The sequence below is a fragment of the Mesorhizobium sp. M6A.T.Cr.TU.016.01.1.1 genome (assembly GCF_003952585.1).
Lineage (GTDB): Bacteria > Pseudomonadota > Alphaproteobacteria > Rhizobiales > Rhizobiaceae > Mesorhizobium > Mesorhizobium mediterraneum.
This window is the reverse complement of the sequence record NZ_CP034452.1, coordinates 1,363,845-1,385,916: the sequence shown is the minus strand read 5'-3', so window position 1 is coordinate 1,385,916 and position 22,072 is coordinate 1,363,845. Positions and strand designations below refer to the sequence as shown.

General features: G+C 63.6%; 19 protein-coding genes. 15 read left to right on the top strand and 4 right to left on the bottom strand.

Going from position 1 to position 22,072, the window contains the following annotated elements; all coding sequences use genetic code 11:
• Window positions 1-88: 88 nt before the first annotated feature.
• Genes EJ075_RS06380 through EJ075_RS06370 form a run of 3 tightly spaced genes read right to left on the bottom strand, consistent with a single transcriptional unit; the run spans window position 89 to window position 5,414 of the window.
• Window positions 89-3,193 carry an efflux RND transporter permease subunit gene (locus EJ075_RS06380; protein WP_126103766.1) on the bottom strand — a complete coding sequence of 1,035 codons (3,105 nt, stop codon included), beginning with the start codon at window positions 3,191-3,193 and terminating at the stop codon, window positions 89-91.
• The gene (locus EJ075_RS06375; RefSeq protein ID WP_185928202.1) at window positions 3,190-4,278 is read right to left on the bottom strand and encodes an efflux RND transporter periplasmic adaptor subunit; all 1,089 of its coding nucleotides are present in this window, start codon (window positions 4,276-4,278) and stop codon (window positions 3,190-3,192) included. Before EJ075_RS06375 ends, EJ075_RS06380 begins: the two co-directional genes overlap by 4 nt.
• Entirely contained in the window at window positions 4,275-5,414 is a 1,140-nt protein-coding gene (locus EJ075_RS06370; RefSeq protein WP_126103765.1) for an efflux RND transporter periplasmic adaptor subunit, read from the bottom strand. Before EJ075_RS06370 ends, EJ075_RS06375 begins: the two co-directional genes overlap by 4 nt.
• A 247-nt stretch (window positions 5,415-5,661) precedes the next feature.
• Between EJ075_RS06370 and EJ075_RS06365 the strand changes: the two genes are divergently transcribed.
• Window positions 5,662-6,939 (top strand): 4-aminobutyrate--2-oxoglutarate transaminase, encoded by a 1,278-nt coding sequence (locus EJ075_RS06365; RefSeq protein ID WP_126103764.1) that lies wholly within the window; start codon window positions 5,662-5,664, stop codon window positions 6,937-6,939.
• A gap of 9 nt (window positions 6,940-6,948) precedes the next feature.
• Here EJ075_RS06365 and EJ075_RS06360 read toward each other — a convergent pair whose 3' ends face one another.
• Complete coding sequence (locus EJ075_RS06360; RefSeq protein WP_126103763.1) at window positions 6,949-8,202, bottom strand: FAD-dependent oxidoreductase; 1,254 nt, start codon at window positions 8,200-8,202, stop codon at window positions 6,949-6,951.
• A gap of 454 nt (window positions 8,203-8,656) precedes the next feature.
• Here EJ075_RS06360 and EJ075_RS06355 point away from each other — a divergent pair, with 454 nt between their 5' ends.
• From EJ075_RS06355 to EJ075_RS06290, 14 genes are all read left to right on the top strand, one after another.
• Window positions 8,657-9,949: an imelysin family protein gene (locus EJ075_RS06355; protein ID WP_206437560.1), complete on the top strand. Its 1,293-nt coding sequence runs from the start codon at window positions 8,657-8,659 to the stop codon at window positions 9,947-9,949.
• 129 nt (window positions 9,950-10,078) lie between these two features.
• Window positions 10,079-10,390, top strand: a complete 312-nt coding sequence (locus tag EJ075_RS06350; RefSeq protein ID WP_126103762.1) for a (2Fe-2S)-binding protein — start codon at window positions 10,079-10,081, stop codon at window positions 10,388-10,390.
• Window positions 10,356-10,841, top strand: coding sequence for a bacterioferritin (gene bfr / locus EJ075_RS06345; RefSeq protein ID WP_023802097.1), 486 nt, complete (start codon window positions 10,356-10,358; stop codon window positions 10,839-10,841). Before EJ075_RS06350 ends, bfr begins: the two co-directional genes overlap by 35 nt.
• Before the next feature lie 12 nt (window positions 10,842-10,853).
• The gene (locus EJ075_RS06340; RefSeq protein ID WP_126103761.1) at window positions 10,854-12,461 is read left to right on the top strand and encodes a di-heme oxidoredictase family protein; all 1,608 of its coding nucleotides are present in this window, start codon (window positions 10,854-10,856) and stop codon (window positions 12,459-12,461) included.
• 125 nt (window positions 12,462-12,586) lie between these two features.
• Complete coding sequence (locus EJ075_RS06335) at window positions 12,587-13,642, top strand: imelysin family protein (protein ID WP_245458114.1); 1,056 nt, start codon at window positions 12,587-12,589, stop codon at window positions 13,640-13,642.
• Window positions 13,643-13,644: 2 nt separating this feature from the next.
• Window positions 13,645-14,751: a DUF1513 domain-containing protein gene (locus tag EJ075_RS06330; RefSeq protein ID WP_126103759.1), complete on the top strand. Its 1,107-nt coding sequence runs from the start codon at window positions 13,645-13,647 to the stop codon at window positions 14,749-14,751.
• Between the two features lie 181 nt (window positions 14,752-14,932).
• The gene (gene tsaB, locus EJ075_RS06325; protein ID WP_126103758.1) at window positions 14,933-15,610 is read left to right on the top strand and encodes a tRNA (adenosine(37)-N6)-threonylcarbamoyltransferase complex dimerization subunit type 1 TsaB; all 678 of its coding nucleotides are present in this window, start codon (window positions 14,933-14,935) and stop codon (window positions 15,608-15,610) included.
• Window positions 15,610-16,104, top strand: a complete 495-nt coding sequence (gene rimI, locus EJ075_RS06320) for a ribosomal protein S18-alanine N-acetyltransferase (RefSeq protein WP_126103757.1) — start codon at window positions 15,610-15,612, stop codon at window positions 16,102-16,104. The genes tsaB and rimI overlap by 1 nt, the downstream gene beginning before the upstream one ends.
• Before the next feature lie 68 nt (window positions 16,105-16,172).
• Window positions 16,173-16,973, top strand: a complete 801-nt coding sequence (locus EJ075_RS06315; protein ID WP_126103756.1) for a 1-acyl-sn-glycerol-3-phosphate acyltransferase — start codon at window positions 16,173-16,175, stop codon at window positions 16,971-16,973.
• A gap of 213 nt (window positions 16,974-17,186) precedes the next feature.
• Complete coding sequence (gene miaB, locus EJ075_RS06310) at window positions 17,187-18,596, top strand: tRNA (N6-isopentenyl adenosine(37)-C2)-methylthiotransferase MiaB (protein ID WP_126103755.1); 1,410 nt, start codon at window positions 17,187-17,189, stop codon at window positions 18,594-18,596.
• 26 nt (window positions 18,597-18,622) lie between these two features.
• Complete coding sequence (locus tag EJ075_RS06305; RefSeq protein ID WP_095487850.1) at window positions 18,623-19,672, top strand: PhoH family protein; 1,050 nt, start codon at window positions 18,623-18,625, stop codon at window positions 19,670-19,672.
• 17 nt (window positions 19,673-19,689) lie between these two features.
• Complete coding sequence (gene ybeY, locus EJ075_RS06300) at window positions 19,690-20,196, top strand: rRNA maturation RNase YbeY (protein ID WP_126103754.1); 507 nt, start codon at window positions 19,690-19,692, stop codon at window positions 20,194-20,196.
• Between the two features lie 27 nt (window positions 20,197-20,223).
• Window positions 20,224-21,297 (top strand): hemolysin family protein, encoded by a 1,074-nt coding sequence (locus EJ075_RS06295; protein ID WP_095487854.1) that lies wholly within the window; start codon window positions 20,224-20,226, stop codon window positions 21,295-21,297.
• Window positions 21,298-21,538: 241 nt separating this feature from the next.
• Window positions 21,539-21,988 (top strand): nuclear transport factor 2 family protein, encoded by a 450-nt coding sequence (locus tag EJ075_RS06290; RefSeq protein WP_245458113.1) that lies wholly within the window; start codon window positions 21,539-21,541, stop codon window positions 21,986-21,988.
• The last annotated feature ends 84 nt before the right edge of the window (window positions 21,989-22,072 follow it).

The window sequence follows — 22,072 nt, the reverse complement described above, 5'->3', positions numbered from 1 at the left end:
AAACCGCAGATCTCCCTCCTTGTGGGGGAGATGTCCGGCACGACAGAGGGGGGCGCGAAGGAACGCGACGCAATTCGCAAGCGCCCTGTCAGGCCACGCTGCCTATAGGAACCTCGTCGCCACCGTTTGCGCTCGTGTCGTCTTCCGGCGTCGTCTTAGGCTCCTTGATCCTGAACCACGTCACATAGAGCGCCGGCAAGAACAGCAGTGTGATCGCCGTGCCGGCGATGATGCCGCCCATCATGGCATAGGCCATCGGCCCCCAGAACACTTCGCGTGCGATCGGGATCAGCGCCAGGCTGGCGGCCGCCGCCGTTAGCGCGATCGGCCGCATGCGGTGCTCGGTCGCCTCGATGACGGCCGCCCAGCGGTCCTTGCCCTCGGCGACAAGTTGCTCGATCTGCACGATCAGGATGACCGAGTTGCGGATCAGGATGCCGATCAGCGCCAGCACGCCGAGGATGGCGACGAAGCCGAGCGGCGCCCCGCTCGGCACCAGTGCCGCCACCACGCCGATCAGGCCGAGCGGCGCCACCGCCACGACTAGGAACAGACGCTGGAAGCTCTGCAACTGCACCATCAGGATGGTCGCCATGACAAACAGCATCAGCGGCACCACGGCGGCGATCGGCCCCTGGCTGTTGGCGCTTTCTTCGACCGAGCCGGCGGTGGCGATCGAATAGCCCGGCGGCAATTTGGTGATGAAGGCGTCGACAGACGGCTTCAACTCGTTGACCACGGTGGCGGGCAGCACGTCGCCGACCAGACCGGCGCGCACGGTGATGGTCGGGATGCGGTCGCGGCGCCACACCGTCGGCTGTTCGAGCTCGTAGCGGAAGTTCGCCACCGCGGCGAGCGGGATCGCCTCGCCTGTCCCGGTCGGCAACTGCATGTTCTGCAGCGTGCCGATCGAACCCCGTTCGGCCTCGCGCGAGCGGGCCACCACGTTGATCAGATAGGTCGCGTCGCGCACCTGGGTGATGGTGGAGCCACCCACCGTGCTGTTCAGCGCGCTGGCAATGTCCGAAGAGGTGATGCCGAGTTGCCGTGCCTTATCCTGCAGCACGTCGACCCTCAGCACGCGCTCGGGCTCGTTCCAGTCGAAAGTGGGTGCGGCCAGCTTCGGATTGGCGGAAATGATGCCGGCGAATTCCTGCGCCAGCGTCCGTACCGTCTGGACGTCAGGACCGCCGACGCGGTACTGCACCGGCCGCCCGACCGGCGGCCCGAGCTCGAGCGGCTTGACGAAGGCGTCGGTGCCGACGAACTCGTCGCGCAGCAGCTTTTCCAGGGCCGGCTTGATCCGGTTGCGCGCCTCGATGCTCTTGGTGACGATGACGGTCTGGCCGAAATAGGGATTGGCCGGCTGCACGTCATAGGTCAGCACGAAGCGAACTGCGCCCTGGCCGATATAGGAGCTGAAGTGGTCGATATCGGAATTGCCGACCAGCGCCCGCTGCTCGAAGCGCTCCATCTGGTCCCGGGTCTCGGCGATCGAGGAGTTCTGCGGCAGGTTCCAGTCGACGATCAGTTCCGGCCGGTCGGATGGTGGAAAAAACTGTTGCTGGACGAGGCCAAAGCCGGCCAGCGAAGCCGCGAACAACAGCACCGTTGCGATGATGGTCAGCCAGTGATGACGCACCGAGCCGACGAGGATGCGCCGGAACAGCGCGGTGAAGCGGCCGGGCTTTTCATGGTGCTGCTTCATCGTCGCCGGTAGGATGGTGACGCCGAGCAGCGGTGCAAACAGCACCGCGACGATCCATGACACCAGCAGCGACACGGCGATGACGACGAACAGCGTGAATGTGTATTCGCCGGCGGCGCTGTTGTTGAGGCCGATCGGGATGAAGCCGGCGACCGTCACCAGCGTGCCGGTCAGCATCGGGAAAGCGGTCGAGGTGTAGACATAGGTCGCCGCCTTGCGCAGATTGTCGCCGACTTCCAGCCGCGCCACCATCATCTCCACCGCGATCATGGCGTCGTCGACCAGCAGGCCGAGCGAGATAATCAGCGCGCCGAGCGAAATGCGCTGCAGCGATATGCCGAGATAGGCCATGACCGTGAAGGTGATGGCCAGCACCAGCGGGATCGACAGCGCCACCACAAATCCGGCGCGCATGCCGAGGCTGATGAAGGACACGGCAAGCACGATGGCGACCGCCTCGAACAGGGCGCGGGTGAAGCCTGAAACCGCCTCCTCGACGATGACAGGCTGGTCGGCGACCAGATGCACGCCGACGCCGATTGGCAGGTCGGCCAACACCTTGTTCATCTCCTCGTGCAGGGCCTCGCCGAACTCCAGCAGATTGGCGTTGGGCTTCATGCCGATGGCGAGGCCGATCGCGTCCTGCCCGTTGAAGCGGAACAAGGCCGTCGGCGGGTCGACATAGCCGCGCGAAATCGTCGCCACGTCGCTCAGCCGGAAGAAGCGATCGTTGACGCGCAAATTGATGGCGCGAAGGCTCTCTTCCGAGGTGAACTGGCCGCTCACACGCACGCTGATGCGCTCCGGCCCGGACTGGATGACGCCGGACGGCGTGATCGCGTTCTGCGCCTGCAGGCTGGCCACGATCGCCTGCTGGTTGAGGCCGAGAGCCGCGATCTGGCGGGTCGAGAATTCGAGGTAGATCGCTTCGTCCCGGGCACCGACCAGATCGACCTTGCCGGCATTCGGCACGGCCAGGATCTTTGTCCTGACATCCTCGACATAGTCGCGTAACTGGCGCGGCGTCAGCCCGTCGGCGGTGAAGGCATAGATGTTGCCGTAGACGTCGCCGAAGCGGTCGTTGAAGAACGGTCCCTGCACGCCTTGCGGAAACTGCGCCCAGATGTCGTTGACCATGTTGCGCACCTGCAGCCAGGTCGGCACGACATCGCGCGCCCTGGTCGTCGGCTTCAGGTTGACGAAGATGACGGTCTTGCCGGCTGAGGTGACGGATTTGGTATAGTCGAGGCTGTCGAGCTCTTCGAGCTTCTTCTCGATGCGGTCGGTTACTTGCCGCACCGTCTCGTTGACCGATGCGCCGGGCCAGTTGGCCTGGATGACCATGGTCTTGATGGTGAAGGCGGGGTCTTCCTCTCGGCCGAGATTGAGATAGGCAAAGACGCCGGCCACGACGAAGACCAGCATGAAATACCACACCAGCGAACGATGGCTCAGCGCCCAATCGGAGAGGTTGAAGCCCTTCACGTAGCCCCTCCCTCAGGGATCTTGACCTTCTGTCCCTCGGTCAGGCTGTGGACGCCGGCGGTGACGACGCGCATGCCGGCATCGAGGCCCTCGGCGACGGTGAAGGTGGCGGCGCCCTTGGCGGCAATTTTGATGTCGCGGGCACTCACGCTCGACGTCTGCTGGTCGACGATCCAGACTTTTTGTCTGCCGTTCTTCTCCAGCAGCGCCGAAAGCGGCAACTCGATCGTCGGCGCGATCTTGGCCATGCGGGTCGCCGTCACCGTCGAGCCAAGCCTGAATGCCGGCGGCGGATCGATGAGCGTCAGCCGGATGCGGCGCGTTCGGGTCGAACCTTCGGCTTGCGGGGCGATCTCGCGCAGCCTGGCTTCGCTGCGTATCGTCGGCAGCGATTGCAGGATGATCTGGAAGGGCGTGCCGACGGCGAGATCGCCGGTCAACTGGTCGGGAATGTCGACGACTGCTTCACGCGGGTCGGAGCGCGCCACCGTGACGACGGTCTGGCCGGGCGAGACCGTCTGGCCGACCTCGGCGCCGACGGCGGTGACCACGCCATCGAAGTCCGAGAACAACCTGGTATAGCCAAGCTGCTCCTGCGATTTGGCAAGGGCCGCATTGGCCCGCTCGATGCCGGCCGCGGCGGCCTGCCTGGCTTGCTGCGCGGCGTCGAAGACGGCTTGCGAGGTGTTGGCGGCGGCAAGCAACTGGCGCTGGCGCTCCTCGCTGGCGGCGGCATTGGCAAATTGCGCCTGCGCGTTGGAGAGTTCCGCCTTCGCCGCCTGCTCGGCAAGTTCCAGCGCCGTCGGATCGAGCGCCGCGATCGTCGTGCCCTTGGTGACGATATCGCCGACCTTGACATCGCGGGCGACGACCCGGCCAAGCAGGCGGAAGGCAAGATCGGCGCTGAATTGCGGTTCGACGGATCCGGCGAAGCCGAAGGTCTCTATGGTGCGTGGCTCGACCACCACCGACAGCACCGGTCGGATGATCTCGGGCGGCTTCTCTTCCGATTGCGAGCAGGCGCCGAGCACCAGCCCAAACAGGGCAGGGACAAGCGCGGTAGCGCTGCGCAGGAACCGGTTCATTGCCCCGCTCCCGCTATCTCGACGGTCTGGCCGGGGCTGAGCAACTGGCCGCCGGCGGTGACGACGGTTTGGCCTGCCTCCAGTCCCTTGTCGATGACGACCGAGCCGGATCCAAAGGCAAGCACCTCCACCTGGGCCGTTGTCACTGCCTTGGTCGATTGATCTACGACCCAGACGGCCGGCTTGCCGTCGCTCAAGGTCAATGCCTGCCACGGCAGAATCACTGCTTTCAACGGCTGGGCGCTGACCGAGCCGATGACGGCCGCGCCCAGCGGCATGCCTGCGGGCGTGTCGGGAATGGCGACCTTGACCCGGATCGAGCCTGAAGCCGGATCGACCGCTGGCGAGATTTCGCGCACCTTGCCCATCGCCTTGATCTGCGGATCCGACAACAGTGTGATTGTCACCGCCGGTGCTGCCGGCGTCTTGGCGACCAGCGTTTCCTCTACGTTGAAGACCGCATCGCGGTCGCCGTCCTCGGCAAGGGTGAAGACGGTCTGCGCCGCCTGCACCACCTGCCCTGCTTCGACCTGGCGCACTGTGATCACGCCTGCCGCACCCGCCTTGAGTTCGGTGAAGGAAAGGTTCTCTTTTGCATTGTCGAGCGCGCTTTGAGCGGCATCGACGCTGCCTCGCGCCACCTTCGACGCCTGCTCGGCCGCATCATAGTCGCGCCTGGTGGTGTAGCCCCGGGCAAGCAGTGTCTTTTGCCGTTCGAAGGCGGCGGCGGCCTGGGTCAATTGCGCCTGCGCGGCGTCGAGATCGGCTTGCGCCGAGCGCAGGTCAAATTCCTGTTCCTGTGGATCGATGCGGGCAAGCACGGCGCCTTGATCGACATGCTGGCCGACATCGACAAGCCGTTCGGCGACGCGGCCGCCGACTCGGAACGACAGATTGTTCAGCGTGCGCGCCGCGATCGCGCCGGTGAGCGAAGTCCTTGGCGCATAGTTGGCGATCGCCACCGTCTCGGTGCGCACCATGACCGGCAATTTCTTCGCCGCCGCCTCCTGCTTCTGGCAGCCGGCCAGAAGCAAAGGCAGCGTTGCCATTGCGCAGGCAAGTATTGTGGAAAAAGGCAAATGGCTGGGGGTTTTGACCGATGGCGGCGAGGCGGACGATGTCGCGTTCCTGCTCATGGCTCCCTCAACCGCGGGCTGCTCTACCGCAAGACAACGCGGACAAGGGCGAGGATAATTGATCCCCGCAAAAAGGAAACCTCTTCTCGTACGCGTATAGGCGGTTTGTTTAAGTCGCCAGTTAACGCATGGGTGGCAGGCCCAATCGCCTGCCGTCGGTGCCAACTTGAGGAAAACGTGAAATAAGGTCAGAACAGATCTTGGCACACACCAAACGAGAACGGGCGCCGGCCCGGTGAGGGACATCATGAAGAACTCTGCCATTTCCGAACGCAAGAACCAGTCGATTTCGCGCGGTGTCGGCATGACCACGCAGATCTATGCCGACCGCGCCGAAAACTCGGAAATCTGGGATGTCGAGGGCCGTCGCTATATCGACTTCTCGTCCGGTATCGCCGTCGTCAACACCGGCCATCGTCACCCAAAGGTGATCGAGGCGGTCAAGGCGCAGCTCGACCGTTTCACCCATACCTGCCACCAGGTGGTGCCCTATGAGAGCTATGTCAGACTGGCCGAACGGCTGAACGGAATGCTGCCGGGCAAGTTCGACAAGAAGACGATCTTCGTCACCACCGGCGCCGAGGCGGTAGAGAACGCCATCAAGATCGCCCGCAACGCCACCGGCCGCCCGGCGGTCATCGCCTTTGCCGGCGGCTTCCATGGCCGCACCTTCATGGGCATGGCGCTGACCGGCAAGGTCGTGCCCTACAAGGTTGGCTTCGGCGCCATGCCGGCCGATGTCTTCCACGCGCCGTTCCCGGTGGCGCTGCACGGGGTCTCGGTCGCCGATTCGCTGGCCGCGCTCGACCGGCTGTTCAAGGCCGATGTCGATCCGGCCCGTGTCGCCGCCATCATCGTCGAGCCGGTGCAGGGCGAGGGCGGCTTCTACGAGGCACCGCGCGACTTCATGACGGCACTGCGCAAGATCTGCGACCAGCACGGCATGCTGTTGATCGCCGACGAGGTGCAGACCGGCTTCGCCCGCACCGGAAAAATGTTCGCCATGGATCACCACGAAGTGGCGCCCGACATCACCACAATGGCCAAGAGCCTGGCCGGAGGCTTCCCGCTGTCGGCGGTCACCGGCCGCGCCGAGATCATGGATGCGCCGAACCCCGGCGGGCTCGGCGGCACCTATGGCGGCAGCCCGATCGGCGTCGCCGCGGCGCATGCCGTGCTCGACGTAATCGAAGAGGAAAAGCTCTGCGACCGCGCCAACACGCTGGGCAACCGGCTGAAGCAGCGGCTGCAATCGATCCGCGACGACACGCCGGAGATCGTCGATATCAGAGGCCCCGGCTTCATGAACGCCGTCGAGTTCAACGATGTGAAGAAGGGCTTGCCGTCGGCCGAGATCGCCAATGCGGTCAGGCTCAAGGCGCTCGACAAGGGCCTGATCCTGCTCACCTGCGGCGTCTATGGCAATGTCATCCGCTTCCTCGCGCCGATCACCATCCAGGACGGCGTCATGAACGAAGCGCTCGACATTCTGGAAAGCTCGATCCGTGAGGTCCGCGCTGCCTGAGCGACACGACTATTCAGCGGCGCGGACAGTCTCTTCCTGCTGGAAGGCGGCGAGCGCCGCCTTCAATCCGTCCGGTCCTGTTGCAACCGTCTGCGGCGTCGGCGAGAAGCCGGCGCCGAGCATCTTGCGGCCAAGCATATGGTCGCCCGGCCGGTTGACCGATTCGATGCCGAGCAGACGATTTCCAGCATAGTGGTAGATTGAGAATCTGTTCTCGTTGACGTCACCCAGCACGACTTGGCTGTCGCCGCCCGAAATCAGGCCGACCATCTGCAGCTTCATGTCGCCGATGTCGGACCAGAACCATGGCACCGCCGCAAACGCGTCTGCATGGCCCAGCATGGTGCGCGCGGCAAGCCGCGCCTGATCGGTCGCATTCTGCACCGATTCCAGCCGCACTTCGCCGCCGGTGAGCCAGTGCCGGTAGGAGGCGGCATCGCCGATGGCGAGGATTTCGGGCACCGAGGTGCGCATTTGCTGGTCGACGCGGATGCCGTTGGCGATGGTGATGCCTGCAGCTTGCGCCAGTTCGACATTCGGCACGACGCCGATGCCGATGATGACCATTTGCGCCGGCAGGCGCTCGCCGCTTGAGGTGACCGCGGCCGCGACACGGCCGCTCTCACCTTCGAGCCGCGCAATGGTGGTTCCGGTGAGGATGCGCACACCAGTCGCTTCCAGCCGCTGCCGCACATGGCTCGCGATGACCGGCGCCACCGCCCGGCCAAGCAGCCGGTCGATCGCCTCGACCACGGTGACCTTGCGGCCGGCCGCTTTGAGCGTCGCGGCGATCTCCAGCCCGATGAAGCCGCCGCCTAAGATGACGACATCCTCGCTCTGCGCGCTCAATTCACGGATCAGGCGCGCGTCGGCGAGCGAGCGCAGCGACACAACGCCTGAAAAATCCGAACCCGGCAGCGGCAGGATACGCGGTCGCGAACCGGTCGCCAGGATGAGCCGGTCGAAAGGCAGCACGCCGCCACCTGACATTTCCAGCCTGCTTCCGCCGGCATCGATGCGATCGATGCGGACACCCGGCCGGTAGTCGATCGCGCTGCCGGTATAGAAGGCCTCGCCGCGCAGCGGCTGCGGTTTGGCTTCTTGATCCTTGATGAAAGTCTTCGACAGCGGCGGCTTGTGGTAGGGCAGTTCGTTCTCGTCGCTGACGAGGATCACGGGTCCGTCGTAACCGTCCTCGCGCAGGCTGGCGGCCGCTTGCACGCCCGCATGACCCGCACCGACAATGACCACACCGTTTTTCATCGCAGCCCCATTCCTTGATCCAAGTCTAGGACGTCTCGCCAAGTGGCAATTGTCTGACGCCGCCGCAAGACCGCCTTTGCGGGTCGCACCCGGAATGGCGGTCCGCCAAGAGTGCTGTTCAATGACGGCACAATATATGCGGCTAAAGTTGACACTCGCAGTTTAGAATAATTCTAAACTATTGTTTCGATTGGCTTTTCTTTCTGAAATTGATTGACTTCCGGCGCCTTCATCGCTTTATGGAAGCTTGCGTGTCAAGCGCATCCCTTTGATGTCTGGGCCTTGAACCCTTTCGATTGGAGGCATTTCGATGTCTTTCTTCCGCGAACCGCGCTATGTCGCGGCCTGTTTTTCGCCCAATGGCATGGGCTTGCCATGGCGCCGATTGCCTGCCGACGCGCCTTTGGCGCCGGCATTTCACTGAATTCCGAGGGAGACGACAATCATGAGAGCGATGATCACGGCGCGATATGGCAGCAGGCTTGCAGCGATCGGCGCCACGGCGGCATTGACGGCAGCGATATTCGTGTTGCCTGCCAAGGCGGAGACCGATGCCAAGGCGGTCATCAAGACCTATTCCGAGATTGCGCTCGCTAAATATGAGGATTCTCTGACCACGGCGCAGGCGCTCGACAAGGCCATCGATGCGCTGCTCGCCAAGCCTTCGGTGGAAACGCTGACTGCCGCCCGCGAGGCCTGGAGAGCGTCGCGCGTTCCTTATCAGCAGACCGAAGTCTACCGCTTCGGCAACGCCATCGTCGACGATTGGGAAGGCAAGGTGAATGCCTGGCCGCTCGACGAAGGCCTGATCGACTATGTCGCCGCCGGCTACGGTACCGAATCGGACGCCAATGCGCTCTACACGGCCAATGTGATCGCCAACAAGTCGATCGAGATCGACGGCAAGAAGATCGACGCCACCAATCTTACTCCGGAGTTCCTCTCCTCAACGCTGCAGGAGGCCGGCGGCATCGAGGCCAATGTGGCGACCGGCTATCACGCCATCGAATTCCTGCTGTGGGGCCAGGACCTGCACGGCACCGGCCCGGGCGCCGGCGAACGGCCCTATACGGACTACGATCTCACCAACTGCACCGGCGGCAATTGCGATCGTCGCGCGCAGTACCTGAAGTCGGCGAGCGACCTTCTGGTTTCCGATCTGCAGGACATGGTCAACGACTGGAAGGAAGGCGGCGCCGCCCGCAAGAACCTTGCCGATGGCGAGCCGAAGACCGGCATCTCGACCATCCTCACCGGCATGGGCTCGCTGTCCTATGGCGAACTCGCCGGCGAGCGCATGAAGCTCGGCCTGCTGCTGCACGATCCGGAAGAGGAGCATGACTGCTTCTCCGACAACACCTATGATTCTCATCTCTACGATGCCGTCGGCATTCGCGCCGCCTATCGTGGCAGCTACACGCGCCTTGACGGCACCGTCGTCGAAGGGGCCTCGGTATCCGACATGGTCAAGGAGGCCGATCCGGCGATCGACAAGGAACTGTCGGACAAGCTGGATGTCACCGTCGCCAAGATGGAAGCCATCAAGGCGCGGGCGCTTGGCGGCGAGGCCTATGACCAGCAGATCGGCGAAGGCAACACCGAAGGCAACGCCACCGTGCAGGCGGCGATCGATGCGCTGGTCGACCAGACCAAGTCGATCGAACGCGCCGTCGGCACCCTGAAACTCAATGCCATCGCCTTCGAGGGTTCGGACAGCCTCGATGCGCCAGACAAGGTGTTCCAGTAGGTCATCGATGCCCCGAGCCCGAACCGAGGGTCCGCATAGCAAATGAAAAACGGTTTTCGGACTCAGGCTCGACCAAGAAAATAAGCCACACGGCGCTGAGCAAGCGCCGTCAGCCATACAGAGCAAACAATGCTGATCTGCCATTGCAACATCATCACCGAGAAGGAGATTGAGCAGACGATCGTCGGGCTGCTGGATCAGGATCCCTGGCAGCTTATCGTGCCGGCGAAGATCTATCATGCCATGCAGAAGCGTGGTCGCTGTTGCGGCTGCTTCCCAAATGTGGTCGAAACGATCATTCGGGTAACCGAAAATTACCACACCCGCTCGGAGGCGAGCGGCGTGGACATCGTTTCACACCTGGATCGCGTCAGAGGCCTGCGCGTCCAATACGGGAGCAGAACCCATGAAAGGCGAACAGCAGATCATAGAGCGGCTTAACGAGGCTCTATTTCTGGAACTTGGAGCAGTGAATCAGTACTGGGTGCATTTCCGGCTGCTGGAAGACTGGGGCTACGCCAAGCTGGCGAAGAAGGAACGCGCGGAATCGATCGAGGAGATGCACCATGCCGACCGGCTCGTGGCCCGCATCATCTTCCTTGAAGGTCATCCGAACCTGCAGTCGGTAGCGCCGCTGCGCATCGGACAGAATGTCAAGGAAGTGCTCGAATCCGATCTCGCCGGCGAATATGACGCGCGCACCGCCTACAAGCGTTCGCGCGAGATTTGTGACGAAGCAGGCGACTACGTGACGATGAAGCTGTTCGAAGATCTGCTGTCCGACGAGGAAGGTCACATCGACTTCCTCGAGACGCAACTCGACCTGCTCGCCTCGATCGGCGAGGAAAAATATGGCCAGCTCAACGCCGCATCGGCCGACGAGGCGGATTAGGGACATGCGGGAATGCGGCGCCGCTTAGATTTCTTGCGCCGCTTGCGGCGGGCCGAGGATTACGGCCTGCCGTCCCAGCAAAACCCGCGGTTCGGATGGCTTCGCGGGCTTTCGCTTGCCGTAGTGGTCGCGCTGACGGCCTCGGCGCTGGCCGGCGCGCCGGAACCGGCGGGCCTTGCCACCAGCCGTACCGATCTGACGCCGAAGGATCTGGCGCGCGTCATCGCCATCACCAAGCCGACATCAGATTTTTCCAAGCCCGAGCAGTTCGAGCCGATGCAGGGCGGCGCCGGCACATCGCGGAAGGACGTCAACAAGGACGCCTTCTCGCAGTCCTCCGCCAATATCACCTTCGAGGAAGAGGGCACCTTCAAGCTCGGCAATGCCCTTTTCCGCAAGAACTGGGTGTCGTCGCCCTCGTCGACGCAGGCATCGGACGGGCTTGGGCCGCTGTTCAACGAGCGGGCGTGCCAGAATTGCCATCTGAAGGACGGCCGCGGTCATCCGCCGGAAGGCGACAGCGGGACCACCTCCATGTTCCTGCGGCTGGCGCGGCAGGCGAGCACCGAGGAGGAGAAGGCAGCGCTGGCCGCCCGCAAAGTGCTCAACTTCCCCGATCCGGTCTACGGCTCGCAATTGCAGGACCTGGCCGTTCCGGGGCTCCGGGGCGAAGGCAGGATGCGTGTCGACTATCAGGAGCAGAAAGTCACGCTGCCGGACGGCACCGTGGTTTCGCTGCGTAAGCCGAGCTATTCGGTCGATGATCTTGCCAACGGGCTGCTCGATCCGCGCACCACGCTTTCGCCGCGCTTGACGCCGCCGATGATCGGCCTCGGCCTGGTCGAGCAGATCGCCCCGGCGGACATTCTCGCCAATGCCGATCCGGACGATCGGAATAGTGATGGCATTTCCGGCAAGCCCAACATCGTGCGCGACGGCCAGAGCGGCGAGCCGACGCTCGGCCGCTTCGGCTGGAAGGGGCAGACCCCATCGATCCGCCAGCAAGCAGCGGACGCATTCGCCGGCGACATCGGCATTTCGACCCCGGAAGTGCCGAACCACTGGGGCGATTGCAGCGCGGCCGAAAAGGCATGTCTTGCCATGCCAAACGGTGTGCAGGAGCGTCTCGGCCCGGTTGAGGCGCCGCCGCCGGTCATGGACCTGGTCACCTTCTATTCGCAAAACCTCGCCGTGCCGGTGCGGCGCGATCTCGACAAGCCCGAAGTGCTGGCCGGCAAGAAGCTGTTCTACGACATGGGCTGCATTTCCTGCCATACGCCGAAATTCGTCACCCGTCGCGGCACCCCCAATAAGGCGCAGGCCTTCCAGTTGATCTGGCCCTATTCCGACTTTCTGCTGCATGACATGGGGCCGGGGCTCGCCGACGGGCAGGCGGTGGGCGAGGCTACCGGCAGCGAATGGCGCACGCCGCCGCTGTGGGGCATCGGTCTTACCGAGACCGTCAACGGCAACAGCTTCTTCCTGCATGACGGGCGCGCGCGCACGTTGGCCGAGGCGATCCTGTGGCATGGCGGCGAGGGGCAGAAGGCGCGCGACCGCTTTGCCGCCGCCGATGCGGCCGATCGCGACGCACTGGTCAAATTCCTGGAGTCGTTGTGATGTCGAAGCGTCTAAGCAGGTTCCGCAAAAGTGTCCCACGGTGTTGCGGCAAGAACCTGCGACAAACAAAAGAATCTAAGCAGGCATTCTTGGGCCAGCCCACGAATGCCTGCTTAGCGCTTGCTGTGATTCTCCCGCTAGTCCTCGCCGGCGCATTGCCGGCGTCCGCCGCGGTCAAGGCCTCCGACGTGATCCAGCGGGCGATCGATGGCTTTGTCCGCCCGGCCTATGCACGCCTGCATGACCATGCGGACAGCCTGACAAAGGCAATGCGCGCGCTTTGCGACGCGCCCTCGCAGGACCATCTCGATGCGGTGCGCACGGAATTCTCCGGCACCGTGGATGCCTGGTCGGTCGTGGAGATCATTCGCATCGGACCGATAACCGAGAACAACCGGCTGGAGCGCATGCTGTTCTGGCCGGACCGCAAGAGCATCGGCCTGAGACAGGTGCAGGCGGCGCTGGCTGGTAAAGATAAGACCGCCGCCGATCCGGCCCAGCTGGCGACAAAGAGTGTCGCCATGCAAGGGCTCGGCGCGTTGGAATTCGTGCTTTACGGCGATGGCGCCGAGCGGCTCGCCGACAAGGACGATCCCTATCGCTGCGCTTACGGCGCCGCCGTCGCCGGCAACATCGAGACGATTGCCGCCGACGTCAGCGACGCCTGGAACAAGCCAAACGGTTTTGCAGCGCTTTGGGCCAATCCGGGCCCGCAAAACGCGCTCTACCGCGACGGCACCGAAGCGGTGACCGAACTGGTCGGCGTCTTCATCAACGAGCTGGAAATGGTCCGCGACGTGCGCCTGAAAGGCTTTCTGGGCAGCAATCCGCAAGCCGACAAGCCGAAACAGGCGATCTACTGGCGGTCGCAAAACACCGCGCGTTCGCTGACCGGCAATCTTTCGGGCATGGACGCGCTGTTCCAGGCCTCGCAGCTTGGCGATGCGCTGTCGCCTGACGCGCGCTGGATGGCGCAATCGATCCACATCCAGCTCGTCAACGGGGCCGCCGACGCCACGGCCATCAGAGGTCCAATCGACAAGGCGCTCACCAACCCGGCGCTGCGCCAGAAGCTCGATCATTTCTCGCTGGTGACGTCCAGCCTGACGACCCTGATCGGCACAAAGCTGACCGCCGAATTCGGCCTGACCGCTGGCTTCTCGTCGTTGGACGGAGACTGACTCTGAAGACGCCGCTGATTGATCGTCGTGATTTCCTCAGGGCCGCAGGCATCGGCTTTGTTGCCGCGATGGCGCCTTCCGCATGGGCGAAGACGCTTAGCACGGACGCCGTCTTCGCCACGGCTTTCGTCAAGCGCGACGGCAGCTATGGCGCGGCCATCCTGTCCGAGGCCGGCAAGGTCCTGCACGCCATCGACCTGCCCGCCCGCGGTCACGACGTCACCTTCGATCCGGTCTCGAAGCGCTCCGTGGTCTTTGCCAGGCAACCCGGCACCTTCGCGGTGGTCTTCGACCACACTGGCCGCGACGAGCCACTGACCATTGCCAGCGTCAGTGGACGGCATTTCTTCGGCCACGGCGTGTTTTCGACCGACGGTGCGCTGCTCTACGCCACCGAGAACGATTTCGACAATGCCGCCGGCGTGGTCGGCGTCTACGACGCGCGTGCGGAATTCAAGCGCATCGGTGAATTCCCGACCTACGGCATGGGCTCGCACGAGCTTCTGCTGCTGGGCGACGGCAGGACGATCGCCGTCGCCAATGGCGGCATCGAGACCCATCCGGATTACGGCCGCGCCGAGCTCAACATCGCAACGATGAAGCCTTCCTATGTGCTGGTCGACCGCCTCACCGGCGACCTCATCGAAAAGCACGAACTGCCGCCGGAGCTGCACCAGCTGTCGATCCGTCACATGGATCTCGACCGATCCGGCACGGTCTGGTTCGGCTGCCAGTACAGGGGGCCGGGCACCGATCGTCCGCTGCTGGTCGGCCGCGCCGCGCGTGGCAAGGATCTGCAACTGCTCGACATGCCGCAGGACGTCCTCTCCGGCTTCCGGAACTACATCGGCTCGGTCGCCGCCAACCCCGCCGCCGGCACCGTCGCGGTGTCCTCGCCGGAAGGCAACTCGCTTGCGGTGATCGATGCGGCCAGCGGCCGGATCGTCACCACCAACGCATTGGCCGAGGTCTGCGGTTTGGCGCCCGATGGGGCGAACTTCATGGCGACGACGGGCACCGGCGAAATCGTCGAAGTGGGCGGCGCGACACGGTCTGAGCCGGACTATGTCTGGGACAATCACATGCTGCGCATCGAGCAGGCCGGATAAGCGCTTCCGGCACCGGTTCCCTAACGGTTGCGCTCGCTGGAAGTTACCGTCTTCAGGCGAGGCCGAAGCGAAGCCGTCAAACGATTTATGCATTATCCCCTTGCGGGGATGAGCCATGGCAGGCACAGGGAAATTGTTTTTCGAACCCTGTGCCCAAGCGGGTGCTCCAACCGGCCGTCTCATGAAGTTGCTTGCCATCGACTGTGCCGCCAATCTCTGCGCCGCCTGCGTCTACGACGCAGCGGCCGGGAAGGAGCTCGGCCGCTCGGTGCTCGATCTTGGCAAAGGCCATGCCGAGCATTTGATGGCCGTGATCGAAGAGGCGTTGAAGGCGGCCGGAACCGACTATGCCGGCCTCGGCGCTATCGCCGTCTCCACCGGTCCGGGCTCCTTCACCGGCCTGCGCGTCGGCGTCTCGGCGGCGCGGGGCCTAGCGCTGGCGCTGAAAATCCCGGCAATCGGGGTGACGACGCTGGAAGCGCTGGCGGCGCAAGCGAGAGCGACATTTCCCGGCCGCGCCGTGCTGGCCGCGCTCGACGCCGGCCGCGAGGAGATCCATGCAGCACTTTACGACGAAGTGTCGGTTCTGCGCTATGGTCCGGCCGTGAGCACGCTTTCGCAAGCCGCGACTATCGCGGCGGACAGTTCTCCGGTTCTGGCCGGCACAGCGGCCACGCAAATCGCCGCGTCGGCCGGGCGCGCCTTCGACATTGGCCCGACAAGTGCCACGGCCGACATTGTCGTCTATGCCCGTCTGGCCGCTGCCAACGGCGAGGGCGAAAAGCCGAAACCGCTCTATCTGCGCGGGGCGGACGCCAAGCCTCAGGCAGGGTTTATTCTATCAAGGCAAAAAAACTGATGCGCATTCCTTTCCTCCAGCCGCGCCGCAGGGACTTTGCGCTCGAACCACTGACGATTGCCGACAGCGCGGCCATGTCGGTGCTGCATCGCGAGGATTTCGTGCGGCCGTGGACCGACGACGAGTTCGCCACGCTGCTCGAGCAGGACACGGTGTTCGGTTATGCTGCGCGACAGACCGGACAGGGTGCCAAGCCGCCGGTCGGCTTCGTGCTGGCGCGCCTGGCTGCCGGTGAAGGCGAGATCCTGACTGTCGCGGTGGCGCGCTCCCATCGACGCCAGGGGCTCGGCTGGCAATTGATGGATGCGGTGCTGCGCGAACTGCACGCGCAACGCGCCGAGGCGCTTTTCCTCGAGGTCGACGAGACCAACATAGCTGCGATCGCGCTCTACCGGCGGCTCGGATTCCGCGAAGTCGGCAAACGTGCCAACTATTACAGATCGCCAGAGCACGGCCCGACCGGCGCGCTTGTCATGCGTCGCGATCTTCGCTAGCGCAGATTCAAAATTGCTAGAGCGTGCTTGTGCGCTCTAGCCAGAACTCGGGGCAGGGCCAAGAGCGGATGATCGGAAAAATCAGGATTTTCCTGGCGCTGGGCCTCGTTGTCGCCGGCTCGTTGATCCTCGTGCCGTTGCAGATCCTATCGATGAAGACCGGGCTCTGGCGCGAGACGTTCATCCTGAAGATCTGGCACCGGCTCATCATCCGGGCGCTGGGCATGCGCATCCATGTCAAGGGAACCCTGTCCAGCCAGCGCCCGCTATTGGTTGCTTCGAACCACGTCTCCTGGACCGACATCATGGTGCTGGGGTCCATGGTCGACGTGACATTCATCGCCAGGGCCGACATGGCCGGCTGGCCATTGATCGGCATGCTGTCGAAGCTGCAGCGCACCGTCTTCATCGAGCGCGAGCGCAAGCGTTCGTCGGGCGACCAGGCGAGCGAGATCGCCAGCCGCATGGCCAAGGGCGACGCCATGGTGCTGTTTGCCGAAGGCTCGACCGGTGACGGCAACATGATCTTGCCGTTCAAGAGCACGCTGTTCGGCGCCGCCTCGATGGCGATTTCGGAAGGGGCGGCCGAAAAGGTCTTCATCCAGCCGGTGGCGATCGTCTACACGCGCCTGCATGGCGTGCCGCTCGGCCGCAGGCACCGGCCGATTGCCGCCTGGATCGGTGACGAGGATTTGATGCCGCATCTCAAGGTTCTGATGGCGGAAGGCGGGCTCGATGTCGAAGTGCATTTCGGCGAGCCGGTCGCCTTTTCCAAGGGCTCCAACCGCAAGGAAACGGCACGGCTGATGGAAAGTCGGGTGCGTGATATGGTGCACGCCGCGCTGGCCGATCCGCGCCCAAGCCGGTAAGCCGGACAGGCTCACGTGCTCCATCGTTCTTTGCGCATCCAAGAGGACACGCGGCACTAGAGCATTTTGCTGCCAAGTGGAATCATTTGGCGTCGCACAAATGCGGCTAAAACAAACAAATAGAGCGGGATGCCCCGTCCAATCCAAATGCATCCCGCTCTATGGAGCAGAATCGTCTGTTTTTTGTCTGGGAAAGGCGTTAGAAGCCGCCGGATGGAACTGAATACGATAGAACGGGACGACATCGAAAGTGCGGCCGAAAGTGCGGTCGTACCATCTGCCGCGACCAGGAAGGTCTTCGTCAAGACCTATGGCTGCCAGATGAATGTCTATGATTCGCAGCGTATGACCGACGCACTGGCCGCTGATGGCTATGCGGCGACGGATGCTATCGGCGAGGCCGATCTGGTGCTGCTCAACACCTGCCATATCCGCGAAAAAGCCGCCGAAAAGGTCTATTCCGAACTCGGCCGCATTCGTGAGATGAAGGCCGAACGGGCTCTGGCCGGCCGCGAGATGCTGGTCGGAGTCGCCGGCTGCGTGGCGCAGGCGGAAGGAGCCGAGATCATCCGTCGCTCGCCGGCCGTCGATCTGGTCATCGGCCCGCAGACCTATCACCGGCTTCCGCATGTGCTGGCACGGGTGCGCGGCGGCGAAAAGATCGTCGAGACCGACTACGCCATCGAGGACAAGTTCGAGCACCTGCCGCAGCCGAAGCGCGCCGAGATCATCAGGCGCGGCGTCACCGCGTTCCTGACCGTGCAGGAAGGCTGCGACAAGTTCTGCACCTTCTGCGTCGTGCCGTACACCAGAGGCTCGGAAGTGTCGCGGCCGGTGGCGCAGATCGTCGCCGAGGCCGAGCGGCTGGCGCAAGCCGGCGTGCGCGAGGTGACGCTGCTTGGCCAGAACGTCAATGCCTGGCATGGCGAGGGCGAAAACGCCGACGAATGGGGTCTTGGCCGCCTGCTGTTCCGGCTGGCCGAGATTCCCGGGCTGGCGCGGTTGCGCTACACCACCAGCCACCCGCGCGACATGGACGACGAATTGATCGCTGCCCACCGTGACTTGCCGACACTGATGCCTTATTTGCACTTACCTGTGCAATCCGGCTCCGACCGCATCCTCAAGGCGATGAACCGCAGGCATACGGCAAAGGACTATCTGACGCTGCTCGACCGGATCCGCGCCGCGCGGAGCGATATAGCGCTTTCGGGTGACTTCATCGTCGGCTTTCCCGGCGAGACGGAAGCGGATTTCGAGGCAACGATGGACCTTGTACGCCAGGTGAACTATGCCTCGGCCTTCTCGTTCAAATATTCGCCTCGCCCCGGCACGCCGGGCGCCGAGATGGCCGATCATGTGCCGGAAGCCGTCAAGGACGAACGTCTGCAGCGGCTGCAGGCACTGCTGCTGAAGCAGCAGCAGGATTTCAGTGCGAGCCTGGTCGGCAGCATCATCGACACGCTGATCGAGAAGCCCGGTCGTCAAGCCGGCCAGAAGGTCGGCCGCTCGCCGTGGCTGCAGCCGGTTATTGTTGATGAAAAGTCCGGCGAAATCGGTGAGATTATCCAGGTACGAATCACGAAGACGGGTTACAACAGCCTGTTCGCCGAATTGGCCTGAAGGTCTCGGCAGATGAGGAGAGACGGTTGAGCGCTGCGGAAGTGAAGAACCTGCCCCAGAACCTACCATCGGGGGCTTCGGATATGGCGCACATCGTTCTGACTTTCGACAACAACAAGCTTGCTAGCGCCCTTTATGGCCAGTTCGACGAGAATCTGGCCAGGCTCGAGCAGAAGCTTGGCGTCGATATCCGATCCCGAGGCAACCAGCTGACCATCAAGGGCTCCGCCTCGGCCGCCGAGCAGGCGCGCCGCGCCCTGGATAATCTCTACGGCATTCTCCAGAAAGGCGCTGACATCGGCCAGTCGGACGTCGACGGCGCCGTGCGCATGGCGATCGCCGCCGACGACCAGCTGACGCTGCCGACGCTGGAGCGCAAGGGCAAGGTGTCCGCCGCCCAGATATCGACGCGCAAGAAGACGATCTATGCCCGTTCGCTCAACCAGGACGCCTATATGCGCGCGCTGGAGCGGTCCGAGCTCGTCTTCGGCATCGGCCCGGCCGGCACCGGCAAGACTTATCTGGCGGTAGCGCATGCGGCGATGCTGCTCGAGCGCGGCATGGTCGAGCGCATCGTGCTGTCGCGGCCGGCCGTCGAGGCCGGCGAGCGGCTTGGCTTCCTGCCCGGCGACATGAAGGAGAAGGTCGATCCGTACCTGCGGCCGCTCTACGACGCGCTTTACGACATGATGCCGGCCGACAAGGTCGAACGGGCGATTGCCGCCGAGGTGATCGAGATCGCGCCGCTAGCCTTCATGCGCGGCCGCACGCTGGCGCACGCCGCCGTCATCCTCGACGAGGCGCAGAACACCACACCGATGCAGATGAAGATGTTCCTGACCCGCCTCGGCGAGAATTCGCGCATGATCGTCACCGGCGATCCGACCCAGATCGACCTGCCGCAAAACACCAAATCGGGTCTGGTCGAGGCGCTTCGGATCCTCGACGGCGTCACCGGCATGGTGACAGTGCGCTTCAACGAAGGCGACGTCGTCAGGCATCCGCTGGTCGCCGAGATCGTCAAGGCCTACGACCGCGACGGCAAGCTGGCCCGGGGCCTGGGCACCGAAGGCTGATGTGAAGATGCGGCCTTATGGCTGAGGACAAAAAATCCGGCGGCGGAGATCTTCCGGTTCCTGTCGACATCGATATAGCGGTTGAAGCGGGCGACTGGCCGGATGAGGCCGCGCTGACGCGGCTGGTCGATCGCGCCGTTGCCGCCGCTTTTGCCGAAACCGGCGCCGCCGGCCGCTCCGAGCTCAGCATCGTCTTTTCTGACGATGCCCATATCCGCAGCCTCAATGCCGGCTGGCGCGGCAAGGACAAACCGACCAACGTCTTGTCTTTCCCGGCGTTTCCGCTCGCCAAGGGCGGTCCGCTGCCGCCCATGCTGGGCGACATCGTCCTGGCCGCCGAGACGGTCGCGCGGGAAGCCGCACTGGAAGACAAGCCTGTCGACAACCATATCACCCATCTCGTCATCCACGGCCTGCTGCATTTGCTGGGCTACGATCACGAGACCGACGCCGAGGCCGAGGAAATGGAAGCCAAAGAACGCGCAGCGCTTGCGAGGCTTGCCATTCCCGATCCCTACGCGTAACTAAAAAGATCAAATGACCGGACGACGATGAACGACAAACCAGAGACTGCCGCCCGCCCAGACGCCGGCAGTGCGACCAAGCCATCCGAACAGACGGAAGAGGGCTCTAGTCCGAGTACCACGACCGGCAGCTTCGCCAGCGAGCCATCGCCTGCCGGTCCTTCCCTGTTCGATCGCGTGCTCGGCCTGTTCAGGCAGCGCAACGGCACCAGCCTGCGTGAGGAGATCGCCGACGCGCTTGCCGAAACCGCGAGCGATGCCGGCGCCTTTTCGCCCGGCGAACGGGCCATGCTCAACAACATCCTGCGCTTGCGCGAGGTGCGCGTCGAGGACGTCATGGTGCCGCGCGCCGACATAGAGGCGGTCGAGATCACGACGAACCTCGGCGATCTTCTGGGACTGTTCGAGCAATCCGGCCATTCCCGCATGCCGGTCTATTCGGAGACGCTCGACGATCCGCGCGGCATGGTCCACATCCGCGACGTGCTCGCTCACATCACCAAGATCGCCCGCGTCAGAAAGGGCAGGACGACCAGGAAAGCCGCCGCCACCACGCTTCTCGATCTTGCCAAGGTCGATCTCGCGCGCACCATCGGCGACCTGAACCTGATCCGCCCGGTGCTTTTCGTGCCGCCGTCGATGCTCGCCTCCGATCTCATGGGGCGGATGCAGGCGATGCGCACTCAGATGGCGCTGGTCATCGATGAGTATGGCGGCACCGATGGCCTGGCCTCGCTCGAGGACATCGTCGAGATGGTGGTTGGCGACATCGAGGACGAGCATGACGAGGACGAGCCGATGATCACCCAGACCGGCGAGGGCGTGTTCGTCGTCGACGGCAAGGCTGAGATCGACGAAGTCACCAAGATGATCGGCGAGGATTTCGCCGCCGGCGAGCATGGCGAATATGTCGACACGATCGGCGGCATGATCTTCAACACGCTTGGCCGTGTTCCGGCCCGCGGCGAAGTGGTGCAGGCCATACCTGGTTTCGAATTCCTTGTGCTCGACGCCGATCCACGCCGCGTCAAGCGCGTGCGCATCGTGGAGACCCAAAAGGGCGAGCGCCGCCGGCGCGCGGTGCGCGCCGAGCAGGCTTGAAGACGCCGCTCGCCCGATGACGGTCGACGATCCGTTTCAAGCACGCAACCCTGCGCGCTGATCCCGCGAACTTCTGCACGGGTGGTAAGCGGCCATTTGCCAGCCGTCACAACACGCTGTAGCGGAAACTTGTCCCGCGCCGTGCTATACTGACCAAGCCGACCTGCACTGCACCGCAGTTAGGGAAATGCCTCACGGCGCGGAACCTGCGGGAGTCGCCAGTCCAGATCAGAAAAATGACATGGTGGATGACATGTCCCTCGACGCCAATGATTTCGCTCAAGCAGTTGAAAAATACCACCTCGCTTTGGATGAGTTCATGAAAGGAAACCCCGCGCCTGCGAAGAAGCTCTTTTCTCAACGAGACGATGTAACACTGGGCAATCCCTTTGGCCCTTTCGCGCATGGATGGAAGCAGGTCGTTGAGACGATGGAGCAAGCGGCATCGAATTATAGGGACGGCGACGCTACCGGTTTCGAGAACATAGCGACATGTGTGACGTCTGAGCTGGCATACCTCGTCGAAGTAGAGCGGCTCAGGTCCAAGGTTGGCGGTCGCAGCGATGTCACGCCTCTTGCGTTACGCGTGACGAGTGTCTTTCGTCCAGAAGATGGTCTCTGGAAGATTGTGCATCGTCATGCCGATCCGATAGCGACGGCTCAGCCGGCCAATTCGGTACTCCGCCGATAGGCGCGGTTGTGGTTTGGGGAGGCGGTCGATATCGCAAACCCTTGCTGCGGCAACGCGGCGGTTCTTCATTCCGTTCTCGGCGAA